The 15,455-nt window shown below is 73.3% G+C and carries 16 protein-coding genes; 7 read left to right on the top strand and 9 right to left on the bottom strand.

The genetic code is table 11. The features are described 5' to 3' along the window. Window positions 1-123 precede the first annotated feature (123 nt). Window positions 124-1,341: a cytochrome P450 family protein gene (locus HCN51_RS62200; RefSeq protein WP_346433584.1), complete on the bottom strand. Its 1,218-nt coding sequence runs from the start codon at window positions 1,339-1,341 to the stop codon at window positions 124-126. A 283-nt stretch (window positions 1,342-1,624) separates the two neighbouring features. Between HCN51_RS62200 and HCN51_RS09170 the strand changes: the two genes are divergently transcribed. From HCN51_RS09170 to HCN51_RS09160, 3 genes are all read left to right on the top strand, one after another. Continuing rightward, window positions 1,625-2,227: a hypothetical protein gene (locus tag HCN51_RS09170; protein ID WP_168008704.1), complete on the top strand. Its 603-nt coding sequence runs from the start codon at window positions 1,625-1,627 to the stop codon at window positions 2,225-2,227. Further along, the gene (locus HCN51_RS09165; RefSeq protein WP_168008702.1) at window positions 2,224-2,619 is read left to right on the top strand and encodes a hypothetical protein; all 396 of its coding nucleotides are present in this window, start codon (window positions 2,224-2,226) and stop codon (window positions 2,617-2,619) included. Before HCN51_RS09170 ends, HCN51_RS09165 begins: the two co-directional genes overlap by 4 nt. A 321-nt stretch (window positions 2,620-2,940) precedes the next feature. Further along, window positions 2,941-4,770, top strand: coding sequence for a rhamnogalacturonan lyase (locus HCN51_RS09160; protein ID WP_168008700.1), 1,830 nt, complete (start codon window positions 2,941-2,943; stop codon window positions 4,768-4,770). 62 nt (window positions 4,771-4,832) lie between these two features. Here HCN51_RS09160 and HCN51_RS09155 read toward each other — a convergent pair whose 3' ends face one another. The 3 genes from HCN51_RS09155 to HCN51_RS09145 form a co-directional block, all read right to left on the bottom strand. Further along, window positions 4,833-5,861 (bottom strand): cobalamin-dependent protein, encoded by a 1,029-nt coding sequence (locus tag HCN51_RS09155; RefSeq protein ID WP_168008698.1) that lies wholly within the window; start codon window positions 5,859-5,861, stop codon window positions 4,833-4,835. Beyond that, entirely contained in the window at window positions 5,858-7,408 is a 1,551-nt protein-coding gene (locus HCN51_RS09150; RefSeq protein ID WP_240972636.1) for a PP2C family protein-serine/threonine phosphatase, read from the bottom strand. The genes HCN51_RS09155 and HCN51_RS09150 overlap by 4 nt, the downstream gene beginning before the upstream one ends. 90 nt (window positions 7,409-7,498) lie before the next feature. After that, window positions 7,499-8,878 (bottom strand): MFS transporter, encoded by a 1,380-nt coding sequence (locus tag HCN51_RS09145; RefSeq protein WP_206066770.1) that lies wholly within the window; start codon window positions 8,876-8,878, stop codon window positions 7,499-7,501. Window positions 8,879-8,956: 78 nt separating this feature from the next. Here HCN51_RS09145 and HCN51_RS09140 point away from each other — a divergent pair, with 78 nt between their 5' ends. From HCN51_RS09140 to HCN51_RS09130, 3 genes are all read left to right on the top strand, one after another. Further along, window positions 8,957-9,730: a helix-turn-helix domain-containing protein gene (locus HCN51_RS09140; RefSeq protein WP_206066769.1), complete on the top strand. Its 774-nt coding sequence runs from the start codon at window positions 8,957-8,959 to the stop codon at window positions 9,728-9,730. A 67-nt stretch (window positions 9,731-9,797) separates the two neighbouring features. Then, entirely contained in the window at window positions 9,798-10,298 is a 501-nt protein-coding gene (locus HCN51_RS09135; protein WP_168008694.1) for a SigE family RNA polymerase sigma factor, read from the top strand. Then, window positions 10,295-11,050: a hypothetical protein gene (locus tag HCN51_RS09130; RefSeq protein ID WP_168008692.1), complete on the top strand. Its 756-nt coding sequence runs from the start codon at window positions 10,295-10,297 to the stop codon at window positions 11,048-11,050. The genes HCN51_RS09135 and HCN51_RS09130 overlap by 4 nt, the downstream gene beginning before the upstream one ends. A 35-nt stretch (window positions 11,051-11,085) precedes the next feature. Here HCN51_RS09130 and HCN51_RS09125 read toward each other — a convergent pair whose 3' ends face one another. The 4 genes from HCN51_RS09125 to HCN51_RS09110 all read right to left on the bottom strand — a co-directional run bounded on the left by HCN51_RS09125 (window position 11,086) and on the right by HCN51_RS09110 (window position 14,230). Next, entirely contained in the window at window positions 11,086-12,054 is a 969-nt protein-coding gene (locus HCN51_RS09125) for a TIGR04500 family putative peptide maturation system protein (protein WP_168008690.1), read from the bottom strand. Next, window positions 12,054-13,028, bottom strand: coding sequence for an MvdC/MvdD family ATP grasp protein (locus HCN51_RS09120; RefSeq protein ID WP_168008688.1), 975 nt, complete (start codon window positions 13,026-13,028; stop codon window positions 12,054-12,056). The genes HCN51_RS09125 and HCN51_RS09120 overlap by 1 nt, the downstream gene beginning before the upstream one ends. A 59-nt stretch (window positions 13,029-13,087) precedes the next feature. Then, window positions 13,088-13,249, bottom strand: coding sequence for a hypothetical protein (locus tag HCN51_RS09115; protein ID WP_155129040.1), 162 nt, complete (start codon window positions 13,247-13,249; stop codon window positions 13,088-13,090). Between the two features lie 105 nt (window positions 13,250-13,354). Continuing rightward, on the bottom strand, window positions 13,355-14,230 hold the full coding sequence (locus tag HCN51_RS09110; protein ID WP_206066768.1) for an MFS transporter: 876 nt from the start codon (window positions 14,228-14,230) through the stop codon (window positions 13,355-13,357). Between HCN51_RS09110 and HCN51_RS09105 the strand changes: the two genes are divergently transcribed. Then, window positions 14,204-14,773 carry a DUF5937 family protein gene (locus tag HCN51_RS09105; RefSeq protein WP_206066767.1) on the top strand — a complete coding sequence of 190 codons (570 nt, stop codon included), beginning with the start codon at window positions 14,204-14,206 and terminating at the stop codon, window positions 14,771-14,773. The two genes, HCN51_RS09110 and HCN51_RS09105, sit on opposite strands and share 27 nt — an antisense overlap. Window positions 14,774-14,887: 114 nt before the next feature. On the opposite strand, the gene HCN51_RS09100 is transcribed toward HCN51_RS09105, so the two are convergent. Next, window positions 14,888-15,433, bottom strand: coding sequence for a TetR/AcrR family transcriptional regulator (locus HCN51_RS09100; RefSeq protein WP_168008682.1), 546 nt, complete (start codon window positions 15,431-15,433; stop codon window positions 14,888-14,890). Window positions 15,434-15,455: the final 22 nt, after the last annotated feature.

The raw sequence follows: 15,455 nt of genomic DNA, 5'->3' as shown, positions 1-15,455 counted from the left end.
ATCAGAGCCTCCGGGGGCAATAACTCAACGATGTGGAGTTTCAGTACAACTCTACAGTGTTGAGTTAGGAGGCTGGACGGAGCCCCAGCGTCGCCCCTGGGGCTCCGGTGACCGGCAAACGGGTCAGCGACGGGGCCCAAGGACCACGGGCAGCTTCATCGGGCCCTCCGTGACGAGCGAGGGCGTGTACGGGATCGCGTCCGCGTCGATCGCCAGCCGCAACCCGGGGTAGCGGCCGAACAGCGACGACAGGGCGATCCGCATCTCCAGCCTGGCCAGGGGCGCGCCCAGGCAGAAGTGGGGGCCGCGGCCGAAGCCGACGTGGGCGTCCGGCTCGCGGGAGGCGTCGAAGCGTTCGGCGTCGGCGCCGTACCTGGCCGGGTCGGTGCCGGCCCCGTCGAGGGCGACGGAGATCGGCTCGCCGGCCCGGATCTTCGTGCCACAGATCTGCACGTCCTGGAGCGGGTAGCGGAACAGCACGTTGAGGACGGAGTTGCGGCTGCGCAGCGCCTCCTCCACCACTTTGGCCCAGGCGTCGCGATCGTCGGCGGCGGGGATCTGGGCGCGGTCGGCGCACAGGGCGACGACGGTGTTCGCGATGAGGTGAACGGTGGTCTCGTGGCCGGCGATGAGCACGAGCCACAGGATCCACAACATCTCGTTGTCGGAGAGCCGGTCGCCGTCGTCCTCCTGCGCCTGGATGAGGCCGCTGGTGAGGTCGTCGCCGGGCTCGGCGCGCTTGCGTTCGACGAAGGCGCCCAGGTAGGCCAGCATCTGGCCGCCGGCCGCCGCGGCCTCCTCGGGGGTGGCGGTGTGGAAGAGCATCGTGTTGGTCCACTCGCGGATCTGGTAGCGCTCCCCCTCGGGCACGCCGAACAGCTCGCAGATCACGGCGATGGGCAGCGGCTCGCTGAAGTGCCGTACGAGGTCGATCGGCTCGCCCTCGCCGGCCAGCCGGTCGAGCAGCCCGCCGGTGAGCTCCTGGATGCGCGGCTCCATGGACGCCACCCGCGCGGGGGTGAAGGCGCGGTTGATGAGGCCGCGCAGCCGGCGGTGGTCGGCGCCGTCCTTGGTGAGCAGGTGGTCGCCCTGGATGAGCTGGCGGATCGGCCAGTCGGGCGGGATGGTGCCGTCGTGCAGGGCGGGGAAGTTGAGTGGGCTCTTGCTGAAGAGGGTGCCGTCGTTGAGCAGGACCTCGCTGACGCTGTCGTACGAGGTCACCATCCACGCGTTGACCTTGCCCGGCAGTTCGATGGGGACCACGGGGCCACCGTGGTCTCTGAACCGGCGGATCGTCCGGGACGTGCGTTCACCGGGGACTGGGATCTGCTGGGGTTCCATGCGCAGTCTTTCGTGTCGGAGGGACTTCAACTGTCCGCTCAACCACGGGCCTGGGCCATACCGCTGCGTGGTCATGTCACCACGCAGTGCGCGACACCTGCCGCCATGGTTACCTTCTGCTATGGGTTGACTTCATCCAGTCCCACCCGCACCGGCCGCCTGCATCTTCCACCTTGTACGACGATGTCCCGATGAACTCTCCCAGCCCGTTACGACTCCGGCGGATGCCGCTCTTCCGTCCCTGTACGATCTGGGCGCTCTGACGCCGCCCGCGTCCGCCCACTTGTCGAGCGCGTCGGGGCTCGGGTCCCTTCTGCTGGCGCCGCTGCTGGGGGTGCTCCTGGATCGGGTGCGGCGCCGTCGCGTCGTGCCGGTCACGCTCGCGGCCGCCCTCGCGCTCACGCTGGTGGTCGCGGGCGTGGCGGCGGAGGGGGCGGGAGCTTTCGTCGTTCCCGTGCTGCTGGTCGCGGTGGCCGATCCCGGCGGCCTGGCGTTCGTGATCGTGGTCGCCGGCGCGGCCGCCAGCGCGGCGGTGGTCTTCCACGCGGTGGAGACGGTCGCGGAGCCACCGGCGGCGGTCGAGGAGCCGCCACTGCCCGGGGCCGGGTTCTGGCGGGAGGCGGCCGAAGGGGTGCGCTTCACCCTGCGCGACCCGGTGCTGCGGGCGATCGCCCTGTGCCTGTTCGTCACGGGGCTGACCGGCGAGTTCGCCGACGACATGGTGGGCATGGCGTTCCACGTGCTGGTGGAGGACGTTCCGCCGGCCGAGATCGCCCTGGCGAGGATGGGGTCGGTCTACGGCGCTCTCGTGCTGGGGGCACTGGCGTCGGTGCTGCTGCACCGCAGGCTCGGCGCCTACCGCCTGGCCTGGGGGCCCTGCTGGTGAGCCAGCCGTGCACGCTGCTGGTCGCCCTGTCCGGGGTGGCCGGCGGATGGTCGTGGTACATGATCGGCATCCTGGTCCCGCTGGCCGGCTCGATCGCGGCCACCATCGCGCTGACGAGTCACCGGCAGGCGATCACGCCCGCCCGGCTGCTCGGCCGGGTCACCGGCACGCTGGTCGCCGTGGCCGCGCTGGGCGAGCCCGCCGGGGCGCTCCTGCTGGGCCTGCCCGGCGAATGGCTGCGCGAGGCCGGTGAGGACGCGTCCTCGCCGTCGCGCCTGCTGCCCGGCCTGGTCCTCGCCGTCGCGCTGTCCATGGCCGCGGCCGTCCCGCTGCTGCGCGGCCGGCGCCACGCGGAGGCGGCGTCCCGCGAGGTGGAGCCCTCACAGCCCTAGCGCTCGCCGCCGCGACGTGGGCCGTCACAGCCATAGCGCTCGCCACCGCGAGGAGGAGCCGTCACAACAAAGGGATGACAACGTACCCCGCCCGGCGTCAAAGCGGCGGCAAGGACGCTCTTGCGCGGGGCCTACCGGCTGGCCTTAAATACACCCCGGCCGCGCCGCCGCAGACGAGGAGCTTCTGTGACCATCCCCGCAGATCAGCCCACCCCTCCTCTGTTAGCGCTATCACGCCGCCGTCCCCGTCCCGTGAAACTTTCTTTTCACCCCTTGGGAAAGCGCTTACCCTCCGCACGGAAAACCGCAAAGGAAATCGCCATGCGCTTACACCTGGCCGCCGCGGCCACCGTCCTGGCCCTGACCGCGATCACGATCCCCACCGCCCCCGCCCAAGCCGCACCTCCGACCAAGCAGATGGAGGACCTGGACCGGGGCGTGATCAGCGTCAGGTCCGGCTCCGGCAACCTCGTCTCCTGGCGGCTGCTCGGCACCGACCCCGACGGCGTCGCCTTCAACCTCTACCGCGGCTCCACCCGGATCGCCTCGAACCTCACCGCGTCCACCAACTACCTCGACAACGGGGCCGCCGCCGACGCCTCCTACACGGTCCGCGCCGTCGTGAACGGGGCCGAGCAGGCCGCCTCCCCCGCCTCGCTGCGCTTCACCGGCGGCACGTACCTGGACGTGCCCATCCAGCCCCCGTCGGGCGGCACCACCCCCGACGGCGTCGCCTACACCTACAGCGCGAACGACGCCAGCGTGGGCGACCTGGACGGCGACGGCCAGTACGAGATCGTGCTGAAGTGGGACCCGTCCAACGCCAAGGACAACTCGCAGTCCGGCTACACCGGCAACGTGTACGTGGACGCGTACCGGCTGAACGGCACCCGCCTGTGGCGCATCGACCTGGGCCGCAACATCCGCGCGGGCGCGCACTACACGCAGTTCCAGGTCTACGACTACGACGGCGACGGCCGCGCCGAGGTGGCGATGAAGACCGCCGACGGCACCAGGGACGGCGCCGGCACGGTGATCGGCAGCTCCAGCGCCGACTACCGCAACTCCAGCGGGTACGTCCTGAGCGGCCCCGAATACCTGACCATGTTCAACGGCCTGACGGGCGCCGCGATGTCCACGGTGAGCTACGACCCGCCGCGCGGCACGGTCTCCTCGTGGGGCGACAGCTACGGCAACCGGGTGGACCGCTTCCTGGCGGGGACCGCGTACCTGGACGGGGAGCGCCCCTCGCTGATCATGGCGCGCGGCTACTACACCCGCAGCGTCATCGCCGCCTGGGACTTCAGGAACGGCACGCTCACCAAGCGGTGGACGTTCGACAGCAACGCGGCGGGCGCGCAGTACGCCGGGCAGGGCAGCCACAGCCTGTCCGTCGGCGACATCGACCAGGACGGCCGCGACGAGATCGTCTACGGCGCCATGGCGGTCAACGACAACGGCACCGGCATGTGGAGCACCCGCACCGGCCACGGCGACGCCCAGCATCTGGGCGACTTCGACCCGGCCAGGGCGGGCCTGGAGTACTTCAAGGTCAGCGAGTCCACCTCGCAGCCGGGCTCGCTCTACATCGACCCGCGCACCGGCACGATCCTGTGGTCGACCGCGTCCGGCTCCGACAACGGCCGGGGCGTGGCGGGTGACATCTCGACGGTGCGGGTGGCCAGCGAGTTCTGGTCCGCCTCGGACACCACCCTGCGCAGCGTCACCGGCAACAGCGCGGGCCGGGAGCCGTCGTCGGTGAACTTCCTCATCTGGTGGGACGGCGACCCGGTCAGGGAGCTGCTGGACCAGACGAGGATCGACAAGTACGGCACCGACGCCGACACCCGCCTGCTGACGGCGTCGGGCGTGCACTCCAACAACGGCACGAAGGCCACGCCGTCGCTGTCGGCGGACCTGTTCGGCGACTGGCGCGAGGAGGTCGTCTGGCCGACCAGCGACAACCGCGCGCTGCGGATCTACTCCACCACGACGCCGACGGACCGGCGCATCTGGACGCTGATGCACGACCCGCTCTACCGCGTCTCGGTGGCCTGGCAGAACACGGCCTACAACCAGCCCCCGCACACGGGCTTCTTCCTCGGCGACCGCATGCCCACGCCCCCGCGGCCGGACATCTACGTGCGCTGACCTCCGTACGAGCGGGATCCCGCCGTGCGGCGGGATCCCCCTCGAAGAGCCCGGTTGAGGGTTCACCCGAGTGTCGTGCGGGCCCGCGTCAGCGTGTCGAGGGCGCGGGGGAAGCCGGTGAGGCGGCCGGCGAGCGCGTCCAGGGCCGCCAGGACCGCGGACCCCGGGACGCCGCGTGCCGTGAGCACGCTCGTCATCCAGCCCACGAACGCGGAGAACAGCTCGGGGTCGTGGACGTAGAGCGCGGCCCGCAGGAAGTCGACGAGGTAGGCGACGTCCTCGGCGGTCCGCTCGAGCTGCTGCTCGGTGTAGCCGGCCATCGCGGGGACGCGCCGGGTCAGGTCGTCCATGACGGCGCCGACCAGGCTGCCGGCGGACCGGGTGAGATCCGTGTACTCGCGGTCGGCCAGTTGCCGTGGCTCCTCGCCGGAAGTGGCCTGGCGCGGCAGCGGCCCGGCGGCCAGGAGGTCGGCGGCGGTACGGGCGTCGGGGGCCCAGGCGTCGGCGCCGAGCAGGCGGGCGTAGCGGCCGTCGGGGCCGAAGGCGGCGCCCCCGGCCACCACGGGCGTGCCCGCCGCCTGGCAGGCGCTGATCGCCGTGTGCGCGGCCGGCAGCCGGATGGCCAGCGAGCTGGACAGCGCGACCGCGTCCGGGTTGGTCAGGTGCAGGTGGGCGACCAGGTGCGGCGTCGGAACCTGGGCGCCCAGGTAGTCGACGTGCCAGCCGCGCGCCCGCAGCACCTCGGCCAGCAGCCGCGCGGGGAACGCGTGCCACTCCCCGTCGATGCAGGCCACGACGATCCGGCCCATGCCGGGCGCCGGGTCGTTCTGCCGGGTCGGGTGGTGGGCCAGGGCGGCGAGCACGCGCTCGTTGACGGCCGTCGCCGTGTGCTCCTGCGCGACCGAGAGGCGGTTGGCCGCCCACTCCTGGCCGACGCGGGACTGCACGGCGGCCACGACGTCCAGCAGCAGGGTCTCCATGGGGATGCCGGCGTCGAGCGCGTCCGTCGCCACGCGGGTGGCGGCCCGCTCGTCACCGGCCGTCGCCGCCGCCCACAACGCCTCCACCCGCTCCTCGACGCCGCCGGTCACGAGCCGTCCTCGCCGGGCGCGCGCGGGGCCGAGATGGTGACGACCGCCATGTCGTCGTGCTCGCCCTCGCCGGCCCACTCGGAGGCGAGCATCTGCACGCGCTCCGCCAGCGCCTCGGGCGGCATGCCCGCGCACTGCCGGAGCTGCTCGCACAGCCGCTCGTCGCCGAACAGCTCGCGGCCGAGCGGGCCGCCCCTGGCCTCGGTGATGCCGTCGCTGTAGAGCAGACAGGTCTCGCCGGGCTCCAGCAGCACCGTGTCGGTGACGCTGGTGATGTCCTCCAGGACGCCGATCAGCGTGCCGACGGCGGGGACGGTCTCCACCCGGCCGTCATTGCGCATGATCAGCGGCGCCGGGTGCCCGGCGCTGGTCAGCCGCAGCGCGACGCGCGGGCCGCGCCGCTGGAACGAGGCCAGGACGAGCGTGACGTAACGGGTCGGATCGCCATCGTTGAGGAGCACCCCGTTCAGCAGCTCCAGCATCCGCTGATGGTCGTCGGCCAGCGGCAGCAGGGCGCGCAGGGTGTTGCGGATCCTGCCGGTGAGCACGGCCGCCTCCAGGCCCTTGCCCGCCACGTCGCCCAGCACCACCAGCGACTCGCGGCCCGAGCCCGCGACCGGGTACACGTCGTAGAAGTCGCCGCCGACCCGCTCCCCCGGCCCCGCCGGGCGGTAGCGCGCCGCCAGCTCCACGCCGTCCAGGGCCGGGGTGGCGGGCGGCAGCAGCTCGGCCATCAGGGTCTCGGTGATGGCGGCCTGCTCGACGTACAGGCGGGCGACCGCGATCGCGGAGCCCGCCCACAGGGCGAACAGCCGCACGAAGACCCGTTCGTCGGCGGTGAACCGCTCGCGCGAGCGGCGCACCAGCACCAGAGCGCCCGCCGGCAGGCCGTGGCCGGGCAACGCGATCACCGCCACCGATCCGGCACCCTCCTCGGGGCCCACCCAGCCGGGAGCCTCCTGCGGGGCGAGCCAGCGCGTGGGCACCGGCGGGAAGCCGCGCAACGCCTCGGTCAGCCCCGGCAGCGTGCCCGGGTCGATGACCGCGTCCTGCCTGACCGCCCGTCCGTCGGCCCCGCAGCGGGCGATCGCGTAGCGGCGGCCGGCGCGCGGCAGCACCACCAGCGCGCTCTCCCCCAGGCGGCGCGCGGCCAGGCAGGCGGTCGTCTCCAGGCAACGGTCCAGGTTCAGCGACGGCAGCAGCTCGTTGGACGCCTCCGCCAGGAACGCGGTCCACTCCCGCAGCGCGTCCATCTCGTGCTGCCTGCCGGTGACGTCGATGAGCCACCAGACGACCCGGCCGCCCGCCGCGTACACGGCGTGCGCCTGGAACACGCGCTCGCCCAGCTCGCCGTACGGCTCCGCCGCGCCCGCGCCGAGCCGGTCGTGGGCCCGCGCCAGCCACTCCGGGGCGGCGTGCTCCAGGCGCTGACCGACGACCGGGCCGGTGAACAGCAGGCGGGCCGCCTCGTTCGCCTGCTCGACGACGCCCGAGGTGCTGACCGCCAGCATCGGGTACGGAGCGTCCTCCCACACCATCCCGACCATGGCACCATCCCGCACGACACCCCGAATTCTTCGGTTATTGCCGGATCGCCACGGTCCACCTCATGCCATATCGCTTCTTTGCAGGATCTTTCACTCGTTCGCCTCCGCCGTACGCGCCCCTGTCTGGAGCAGGGCGACGCGGGCGGCGCAGGCCGTACCGATGAGGAGGAGCACGACGACGGCCGCGACCACCCGCAACAGCCCCGCGGCGGAGGAGGGGGCGGCGAAGTAGACGCTGCCGAGACCCGCCACCGTCGTCACCCCGGCGAGGACGGGGCCTGTGGAGTTCAGCGCCGAGATCGCCGAAGCCAGCCGGGGCTCCACCAGCGACGTGATCCGGGCGATCAGCGGGCTGTACCCGGCGGCGTGCCCGGCGCCGGCGAGCATCAGCAGCGGCACGGAGCCGAGCGGATGCCAGCTCAGGGCCAGCAGCCCGGCCCCGGCGGCGAACGCGAGCGGGCCCGCCACCGGCAGCGCGTCCCGCAGCCAGCGCGGGTAGCGGCTCCAGGTCAGGCTGAGCGTGCCGAACCCCAGCGTGTACGGCACGAACGCCAGCCCCGCCTGCAGCGGCGAGTACCCGAGCGCGCCCTGGAGGTGCAGGGTCAGGGTGAGCAGGAAGACCGTGTAGCAGCCCATGACGATCCAGCAGGCGGCCAGCCCCGGCTTCACGCCCGCCGGCCGCAGCGCCGCCGGGTCCAGCAGCGGGTGCCGCGCCCGGCTCTCGTAGCCGGCGAACGCCGCCAGCAGCGCCACGCCGCCGGCCAGCGAGATCCACGCCCAGGCGGGCCAGCCGCTCTCCCGCCCGAAGATGAGCGGGACGGTGAGCGCGGTCATCGCGACCGTCAGCACCGCCACCCCCGCCGGGTCGAGCCGGGCGGGCTCGTCGTCGGGGCGGGAGCCCGGCAGCACCCGCGCCCCGACCGCCAGCAGGACCACCCCGATCGGCACGTTCACCAGGAAGATCGGCCGCCACGACAGCCCGAGCAGGTCGGCCCCCGCCACCAGCCCGCCGATGACCTGCCCGAGCGCGACCCCCAGGGCGAGCACCATGCTGTAGACGCCGATCGCCCGGCGGCGGGCCGGGCCGTCCTCCCAGTTGCGCAGGATGAGCGCGAAGATCTGCGGCGTCAGCAGCGCCGCCCCCGCGGCCTGCGCGACGCGGGCGAGCACCAGCACGCCCGCCGACGGCGCCAGCCCGCACAGCAGCGACGCGCCGGTGAACCAGCCGAGCCCCAGCAGGAACGCCCGCCGGTGCCCGATCACGTCACCGATCCGCGCGCAGGTCACCAGGAGCACGCCCATGGTCAGCAGGTAGCCGGAGACGACGAGCTGGATCGCCGCGCCGTCGGCGCCCAGCCCCTCGCGGATGGTCTGCGCCGCCACCGAGACGATGGAGCCGTCCATGGACGCCATAACCTGGCCGGTCAGCAGCACGGCCAGCATCGGGCCACGACGGACAGTTGTGATCATTCGCCCAGCATGGTGCCGGGGTGGCTGCCCGGTCTTGAACGAATGTGCGGATTTGCGGGCTGTCGTACGGTGGTGCTCGTGCGTACCACCAGGACGGTGATCGAGACCCGCCACTTCGCGATCCGCGCCGTCGCGTGCACCGACGACCATCCCCGCTGGTCGGCGCCCGAACCGGCGCCGTCCGCGCACATCGTGCTGGTCCAGCGCGGGCACTTCCGCGTCGACGTCGAAGGGCGGAAGGTGACCGCCGAGCCCGCCACCGGGTACCTGCACCTGCCCGGGGAGGAGCTGCGGTTCGCCCATCCGGCGGGCGGCGACGTGTGCACGGCGGTCACGCTGTCCGACGACGAGCTGACGGGCGGGGCGCGGGTGGGGTCAGGGGCCGTGCGGCTGGACGCGCGGCTCGAACTGGCGCACCGGCTGCTCCTGCGCAGCGGCGGCGACCCCGGCTTCGCCGCCGCCGAAGCCGTCCTCGACCTCGTGCGGCTCGCCCTGCGCGAGCAGCCGCACGACACCCCGCCGCCCGGCCGGGCCGACCTGGCCGAGCGCGCCAGGGAGGCCGTCCTCGCCGACCCGCTCGCCGCCGCGAGCCTGGTCGAGCTGGCCCGGCTGCTGGACACCTCGCCGTCCCACCTGAGCCACACCTTCCGCCACCACGTCGGCATGCCGGTCAGCCGCTACCGCAACCGCGTCCGCGTCAGCCGCGCCCTCGCCCGCCTCGACCAGGGCGAGACCGACCTCGCCGCGCTCGCCGCCGCCCTCGGCTTCAGCGACCAGGCCCACCTGACCCGCGTGATGCGGGCCGAGCTGGGGCACACGCCCGGCCGCGTCCGCGCCCTGCTCGCCTCGTGACCCTGTAAACCGCATCCGGCCCCCGGACGGTAGTCATCACCGGACGACGACGAGACGGAGATGACGGATGGACGACGGGTTCGCCGAGTACGTGGCACACCGGCAGCCGCGCCTGCGCCGGATGGCGTACCTCCTCACCCGGGACTGGGGCACGGCCGAGGACGTGGTGCAGACCGCGCTGGCGAAGGCGTGGCTGGCCTGGCGGCGGATCGAGGGCAACCCCGACCCGTACGTCTACCGGATCATCGTCAACACCCACACGTCGTGGTGGCGCAGGCGCTGGCGCGGCGAGGTCCCGTCCGAGACGCTCCCCGAGACCGCCGACCCGCGCGACGCGGCGGCCGAGGTGGACGACCAGGCGGCGCTGTGGCGGGCCATCGGCACGCTGTCGCCGCGCCAGCGGGCGGTGATCGTCCTGCACTACTACGAGGGCCGCACCCTGACGCAGGTCGCCGACATCGTCGGGTGCTCGCTGGGGGCGGTGAAGAGCCAGCTCAGCCGGGCCCTCACCCGCCTCCGGGTCGATCCGGACGTTCAGAGCATGAGCTTGGAGAGGGTACAGCGATGAGGCACACCGAGAACGATCTGCGCGACCTCCTGACCGAGCGGGCCGAGGACCAGGACGGCGACCTCGCCCACCTCGGCACGATCCTCCGGCGCGGCCGCCGCATCCGCCGCACCCGCCGGGCCGTGACGGCCGGTGTGGCGGCCCTGGCCGTCGCCGCGCTCGCCGTCATCGGCCTCCCGCTGCGGCCGGAGGGTGCGCCGGTCGCGCAGCAGCCGGTGGACTCCGCCCGCGTGGAGCCGCCGGCCGGCCCCGAGATCCCCGCCACTTTCAAGGTATGGCTCGGAGCAACCAAGCAGTTCGACCTGCCGCTGATCCACTCCGAACGCTTCGACACCATGGGCCGCGGCCGCTCGGTCACCTTCACCCCGACCAGCACCTGGACCGGGTACAAGGTGGTCTGCGAGGACCCCGAGGCCTGGATCGTCACGGCGCACCGGCTCAAGGGCGGCGAGCGCGGCGGCGCGGCCGCGCGGTGCGGTGACGGGCTCGGCGGGCAGCACGACCAGCTGTCCGCGCCCGCCGACTGGCTGGAGCGCCCGCAGTCGCTGCAGGTCTGGGTCTTCCCCTCGAACGCCCCGATGCTGGAGGTCGCGCGGGCTGTCAGGGGATGCCGGAAGACGAGCTGCGGCGAGTCGGCCCTGATCAGCGGCTTGCTCGACCCGAAGGTCCGCGAGCGGCTGGAGGCCGAGGTCGGCGAGCGGCCGGGCAGGTGGGCGGTCGGGATCTACGACCGGCCCGCTTCTTCCGGCTGACCCCGCGTGAGCCGGTACGGGGGTCAGCGGCGTGGTCAGAGCCAGTGCCAGGTGACGCGGGCCCGCTCGGCCGCCTCCGCCAGCCAGTCGTCGAAGGCCGCCGTCCCGGCGGCGGCCAGCGTGTCCGCGTCCGCCACGGCGTCCTCCCGCTTGAGCACCGACCCCGTCAGGTGACCGTCCTCGAAGGGAACGGGGCCGACCTCACCTCCGGCCGGCACCGCGCGCAGCGGCTCGGGCAGCTCGCCCGACCACGTCCGGACGCGACTGACCCGCACGTCCCAGCGGTCACCGAGGGAGCCGTCGAGCTCGGCGGGGTCCACCGGCTCCCCCGACACCGCCCAGACCGCCCACACCCGGGCGAACCGGTCGCGATGACGGCTCAGGTACTCGGGGGCCAGCTCGGCCCTCTTCCGCGTACGGAACCTCTGGTCCTTCGCATTCGTCACCATGTGGTCATGGAACGCCTCGGCACTCATCCCCATGCGTTCCAGCCACTTCCGCATGGCCTCTCCCGTGAGGAGGCCGTGGCGGCGGCGGAAGGCGTCCGCGGCGGCCTGGACGTCGTCCAGATCCACCTCCTCCTTCGCGGCGGCACCGCGCAGCACGCAGAAGCGCACCAGCTCCTCCTGCGGCGACAGCCCGGCGCGCGTGAGCGAGCGCAGCATGAGCATCGCCTCGGGGACGGAGATCTGCATGCCGTCCACGGTCAGCAGGTTGCCCGCCGCCCAGTGCGTCGAGTGGTCGACCAGCCAGGACGTGCCGTCGTCCGGCTGCGTGCCGAGCATGATCGTGCCGCCCTCGGGGTCGTCGATGAGCAGGTCGTAGTCCACGATCGGCGAGCCGGGGCGCGGGTTGCTCACGAGCTGGGCGGCCAGCGAGGGATGCGCCGCGGCCCAGGTGGCGGCGGCGCGGCGGGCGTCGTCCACGGCGGAGCGGCGGCGGGTCAGCCCGCGCAGCAGGCTCACGCCGCTCTCCAGGGCCGCGCCGAGTGCGGGCTGAGTCATCACAGGTCCGTTTCCCCGGCCACGAGCCAGTCGGCGATGGCGTCGCCGATCGGCAGGCCGGTCAGGTCTTCGATCCAGGCCCACTGGCCGTTGGGGTTGATCTCCAGGAACACGTACTCGCCGTCCGGGGTCAGGATGAGGTCGATCGCCCCGAACGTCACCCCGAGCGCGGCCACCAGGTCCACGCACCGGCCGGCGACGTCGTCCGGCAGGTGGTGGACGCTGTGGCGGGCCCGGTCGAAGTCGTAGTGGCGCCAGTCGTCGCGCGTGCGCGCCGAGTCCTGCGAGGCGATCTCGGCCGCGAACACCTGCCGCCCCACCACGGTGACCCGCAGCTCCACGGCCTTGCCGACGTACGGCTGCAGGATGGTCGGCTCGTGGGCGAGCCGGGCGCGCCCCGCGAGGTCCCGGCGCTGCACCACGGTCGTGTAGACGGTGTGCCGCGCGCCGTCGATCTCGAACGGCACGTACTCGACCGGCTTGGCGATCAGCCGCCCCCCGGCCCGCTCGTAGGCGGGCGCCAGCTCGGCCGGATCGTTGGTGATCACCGTCGGCGGTACGGCGAAACCCAGCCGCTCCGCCAGTGCCAGGTGCACCAGCTTGTTGTGCGCCCGGCGCAGCACCGGGTGCCTGCCCGGCAACCACCGCGCGTCCAGCAGGTCCCAGAAGCCCTCCAGGAACCACTCGGAAAGCTCCTCCACCCGGGTCCGCAGATCGCCGGCGGTGACATCCGGCGCGGCGGTCGGCCGTCCGGGCCGCCGGTACCACACGGCCGTGGTCCCGGACAGATCGACGCTCTCCCCGCCGGTCACCAGCGTGAGGTGCGGCCCGCCCGTCTTGAACCGCGCCGTCAGGTGTGCGGCGGCCGGATACCGGGCCGGATCCCACCAGACGACCTCGGCGCCCCTGGCCTTCAGCTTGGGCAGGACCATGCGAACGGTGGCGTCACCCGGCTCGCTCAGAATCAGTAGCATGTGGCCCCCCTCAGCCGCGCGGGAGGAGCACGAGGCCCCTCCCGCGCGACGCCGAGCGTTTAGTAGTCGGACACCCAGCCGTCGGACGGCTGGCTGTCGGTGCCGGCCGTGTGGTAACAGCGCTCCATCGGCCGGCCGCCGGACACCAGGCCGAGGTCGGCCTCGTCGATCACCGGCAGCTCGGCGCTGAGGTCGTCCAGGCTCACGATCTTCTTGCCCATGTCTTCCCTCCCTTTTCTCGCTTGCGGCGCCGGGGCTCCGGCGGCGCGGGACAGAGCACATCAGCCCGAATTTGGAGCCGGCTTGAATGTGACTTGGAGGGAGACCTAATCCACCGGCGCCCTCCGCAGGCCCCGCATCGCGCTGACCAGCACAGGCACCGCGACCAGCAGAACGACCCCGCGCAGCCCGCCCGCCACCAGGTACGGCGCCCGCACCCCGAGCCCGTGCGCCACCAGCCCGCCCGCCAGCGCCCCCAGCGGCATCAGCCCCCAGCCGAGCATCCGGTACACGCTGTTCACCCGGCCCAGCAGCCCCGACGGCACGATCTCCTGCCGCAGACCGACCGTCACCAGGTTCCAGAGTGTGGTGACGAAACCGGTGACGGCCAGGAGGGCGCCGAGCACGACCGCGTTCGGGCTCAGAGCGATGCCGACGAAGGCGGCGGCGTTCGTGAGGAGAGCGGCGACGAGGGCGGGCAGCGGGCCCGCCCGCTCGATGACGGCCGCGCCGACCAGCCCGCCGAGCAGGCTGCCCAGGGCGGCCGCGGCCAGCAGCAGGCCGTAACCCGGCGCGTCCAGGCCGAGCTTCTGGGTGGCCAGCAGGATCAGGGAGACGTTGCCGAGCTGCCAGCAGAAGGTGTTGAGGGCGAGCAGGAGCGCGAGGGTGCGCAGGAGGCGGTGCCGGGCCAGCCACCGCAGCCCTTCCGCGATCGCCGCCCGCATCGGCGGCTGCTGATCACGCTCACGCCCGCGCCTGGTCGACGGATGCTCACCAGGCGCCCGCCGGCGCCTTGGATCGCGCAGGGTCGCCAGCAGTGCCGCCGACGCGGCGAACGAGATCGCGTCCAGCCCGAACGGCAGCGCCGCCGCCACCCCGAAGAGCAGCCCACCGACCGGCGGCCCCGCGAACTGCAGGCCGACCGTGGTGATCGCCTGCTGGTGCCCGTTCGCCCGGTGCAGCGACGGCTCATCGCGCCGCACTGGCCCCGCGTCCGGGCCGTGCTCGACGCCGACGTGACCTACCGCGCGAGGCAACTGGCCGCGGGCGGGGCGGCGCGGCTGTTCGCCGACCTGCACCCGGACCTGCACTGGCACGACGGCCGGCTGCGGCTGGAGGGCTCCCGCTGGCGTTCCGGCCTGGCCGTGGATCGCGGGCCCGGCGGGCTGGTGCTCATGCCGGTCGCCCTCGGCACGCCGTACGTGCTGATCAAGAAGAGGACGTCCACCCAGACCACGGTGCGCTACCCGGCCCGCGGCGTCGGCACCCTGTGGACGGCCGGCACGCGCACCCCGGCGGGCAGCACGGTCCGCCTGCTCGGCCGGGTGCGCGCCGGCCTGCTCGAAGCGCTGCGCTCCCCCGCGACGACGACGGACCTGGCCCGCGCGCTCGGCGTCACGCCGAGCGCGGTGTCGCAACATCTGCGCGTGCTGCGCGAGAGCGGCCTGGTGGCCTGCGAGCGTTCGGGACGCCACGTCCTGTACGTGACAACGGCCCTCGGCCTCTCCCTCCTCGCCAACCCCTGACCAGCCCTCGGCGAGCCCGCCACCCTGGCAGGGCACGGCCGGCCCGGACCCTGCCCTGCGCCGCTGATCAGCGGCGGCTCTCGGCCTCGGATCAGCGTCTGCCGTCGCCGCTGATCAGCGGCGGCCGTGCGCGGCGACGAACTGCTTCGCCGTGGGCGCCCGTTCGGGGTCGGTGAGCCACTGTGAGGCGAGCCCGACGAGCAGCGCGAGGTAGTGCGACCCGGCCGCGTGCACCTCCTCCGGGTCGCTGTCCGGCCCCAGCCCCGCGAACGCCCGCGCCAGCGACGCCCGCGCCAGCTCCTGCCCGGCGGCGATCATCGCCCGGATCTCACCGTCCTGCCGGGCGGACGCGACGGACTCGAAGTTGACGAACCACAGCTCCCGGTTGGTCCGGATCGACTCGATGATCCGCCCCCACAGCGCCTCCTGATCCTCCGGCTCGCCGCCCTCCCCGAGCACCGCGAACAGCAGCTCACCCCACTCCGCGTTCAGGTCGCGCAGCGCCCTGGTGAGGAGCTGCTCCTTGGACCCGAAGTGGTAGTTGATCGACGCCTGGTTGGCTCCCGACGCCGCGACCAGGTCTCGGACGGTGGTGTGGGCGTATCCCTTCGTCAGCAGGCAGTCGCGTGCTGCCGTCAGCAGCTTGTCCTTGGCACTCATATGCCCTACGGTATCAAATAAA

The sequence above is a fragment of the Nonomuraea composti genome, from assembly GCF_012034275.1.
GTDB classification, from domain to species: domain Bacteria; phylum Actinomycetota; class Actinomycetes; order Streptosporangiales; family Streptosporangiaceae; genus Nonomuraea; species Nonomuraea composti.
The sequence above is the reverse complement of the archived record's forward strand: the minus strand, read 5'-3'. Positions and strand labels throughout refer to the sequence as shown.

What these genes read in the sequence shown, in the direction of transcription:
- HCN51_RS62200 (WP_346433584.1), bottom strand. Translation starts at nt 1,341, where the DNA reads ATGGAACCCCAGCAGATCCCAGTCCCCGGTGAACGCACGTCCCGGACG.
- HCN51_RS09135 (WP_168008694.1), top strand. Translation starts at nt 9,798, where the DNA reads ATGGACGACGGGTTCGCCGAGTACGTGGCACACCGGCAGCCGCGCCTG.
- HCN51_RS09130 (WP_168008692.1), top strand. Translation starts at nt 10,295, where the DNA reads ATGAGGCACACCGAGAACGATCTGCGCGACCTCCTGACCGAGCGGGCC.
- HCN51_RS09160 (WP_168008700.1), top strand. Translation starts at nt 2,941, where the DNA reads ATGCGCTTACACCTGGCCGCCGCGGCCACCGTCCTGGCCCTGACCGCG.
- HCN51_RS09150 (WP_240972636.1), bottom strand. Translation starts at nt 7,408, where the DNA reads ATGGTCGGGATGGTGTGGGAGGACGCTCCGTACCCGATGCTGGCGGTC.
- HCN51_RS09115 (WP_155129040.1), bottom strand. Translation starts at nt 13,249, where the DNA reads ATGGGCAAGAAGATCGTGAGCCTGGACGACCTCAGCGCCGAGCTGCCG.
- HCN51_RS09100 (WP_168008682.1), bottom strand. Translation starts at nt 15,433, where the DNA reads ATGAGTGCCAAGGACAAGCTGCTGACGGCAGCACGCGACTGCCTGCTG.
- HCN51_RS09125 (WP_168008690.1), bottom strand. Translation starts at nt 12,054, where the DNA reads ATGACTCAGCCCGCACTCGGCGCGGCCCTGGAGAGCGGCGTGAGCCTG.
- HCN51_RS09120 (WP_168008688.1), bottom strand. Translation starts at nt 13,028, where the DNA reads ATGCTACTGATTCTGAGCGAGCCGGGTGACGCCACCGTTCGCATGGTC.
- HCN51_RS09145 (WP_206066770.1), bottom strand. Translation starts at nt 8,878, where the DNA reads ATGATCACAACTGTCCGTCGTGGCCCGATGCTGGCCGTGCTGCTGACC.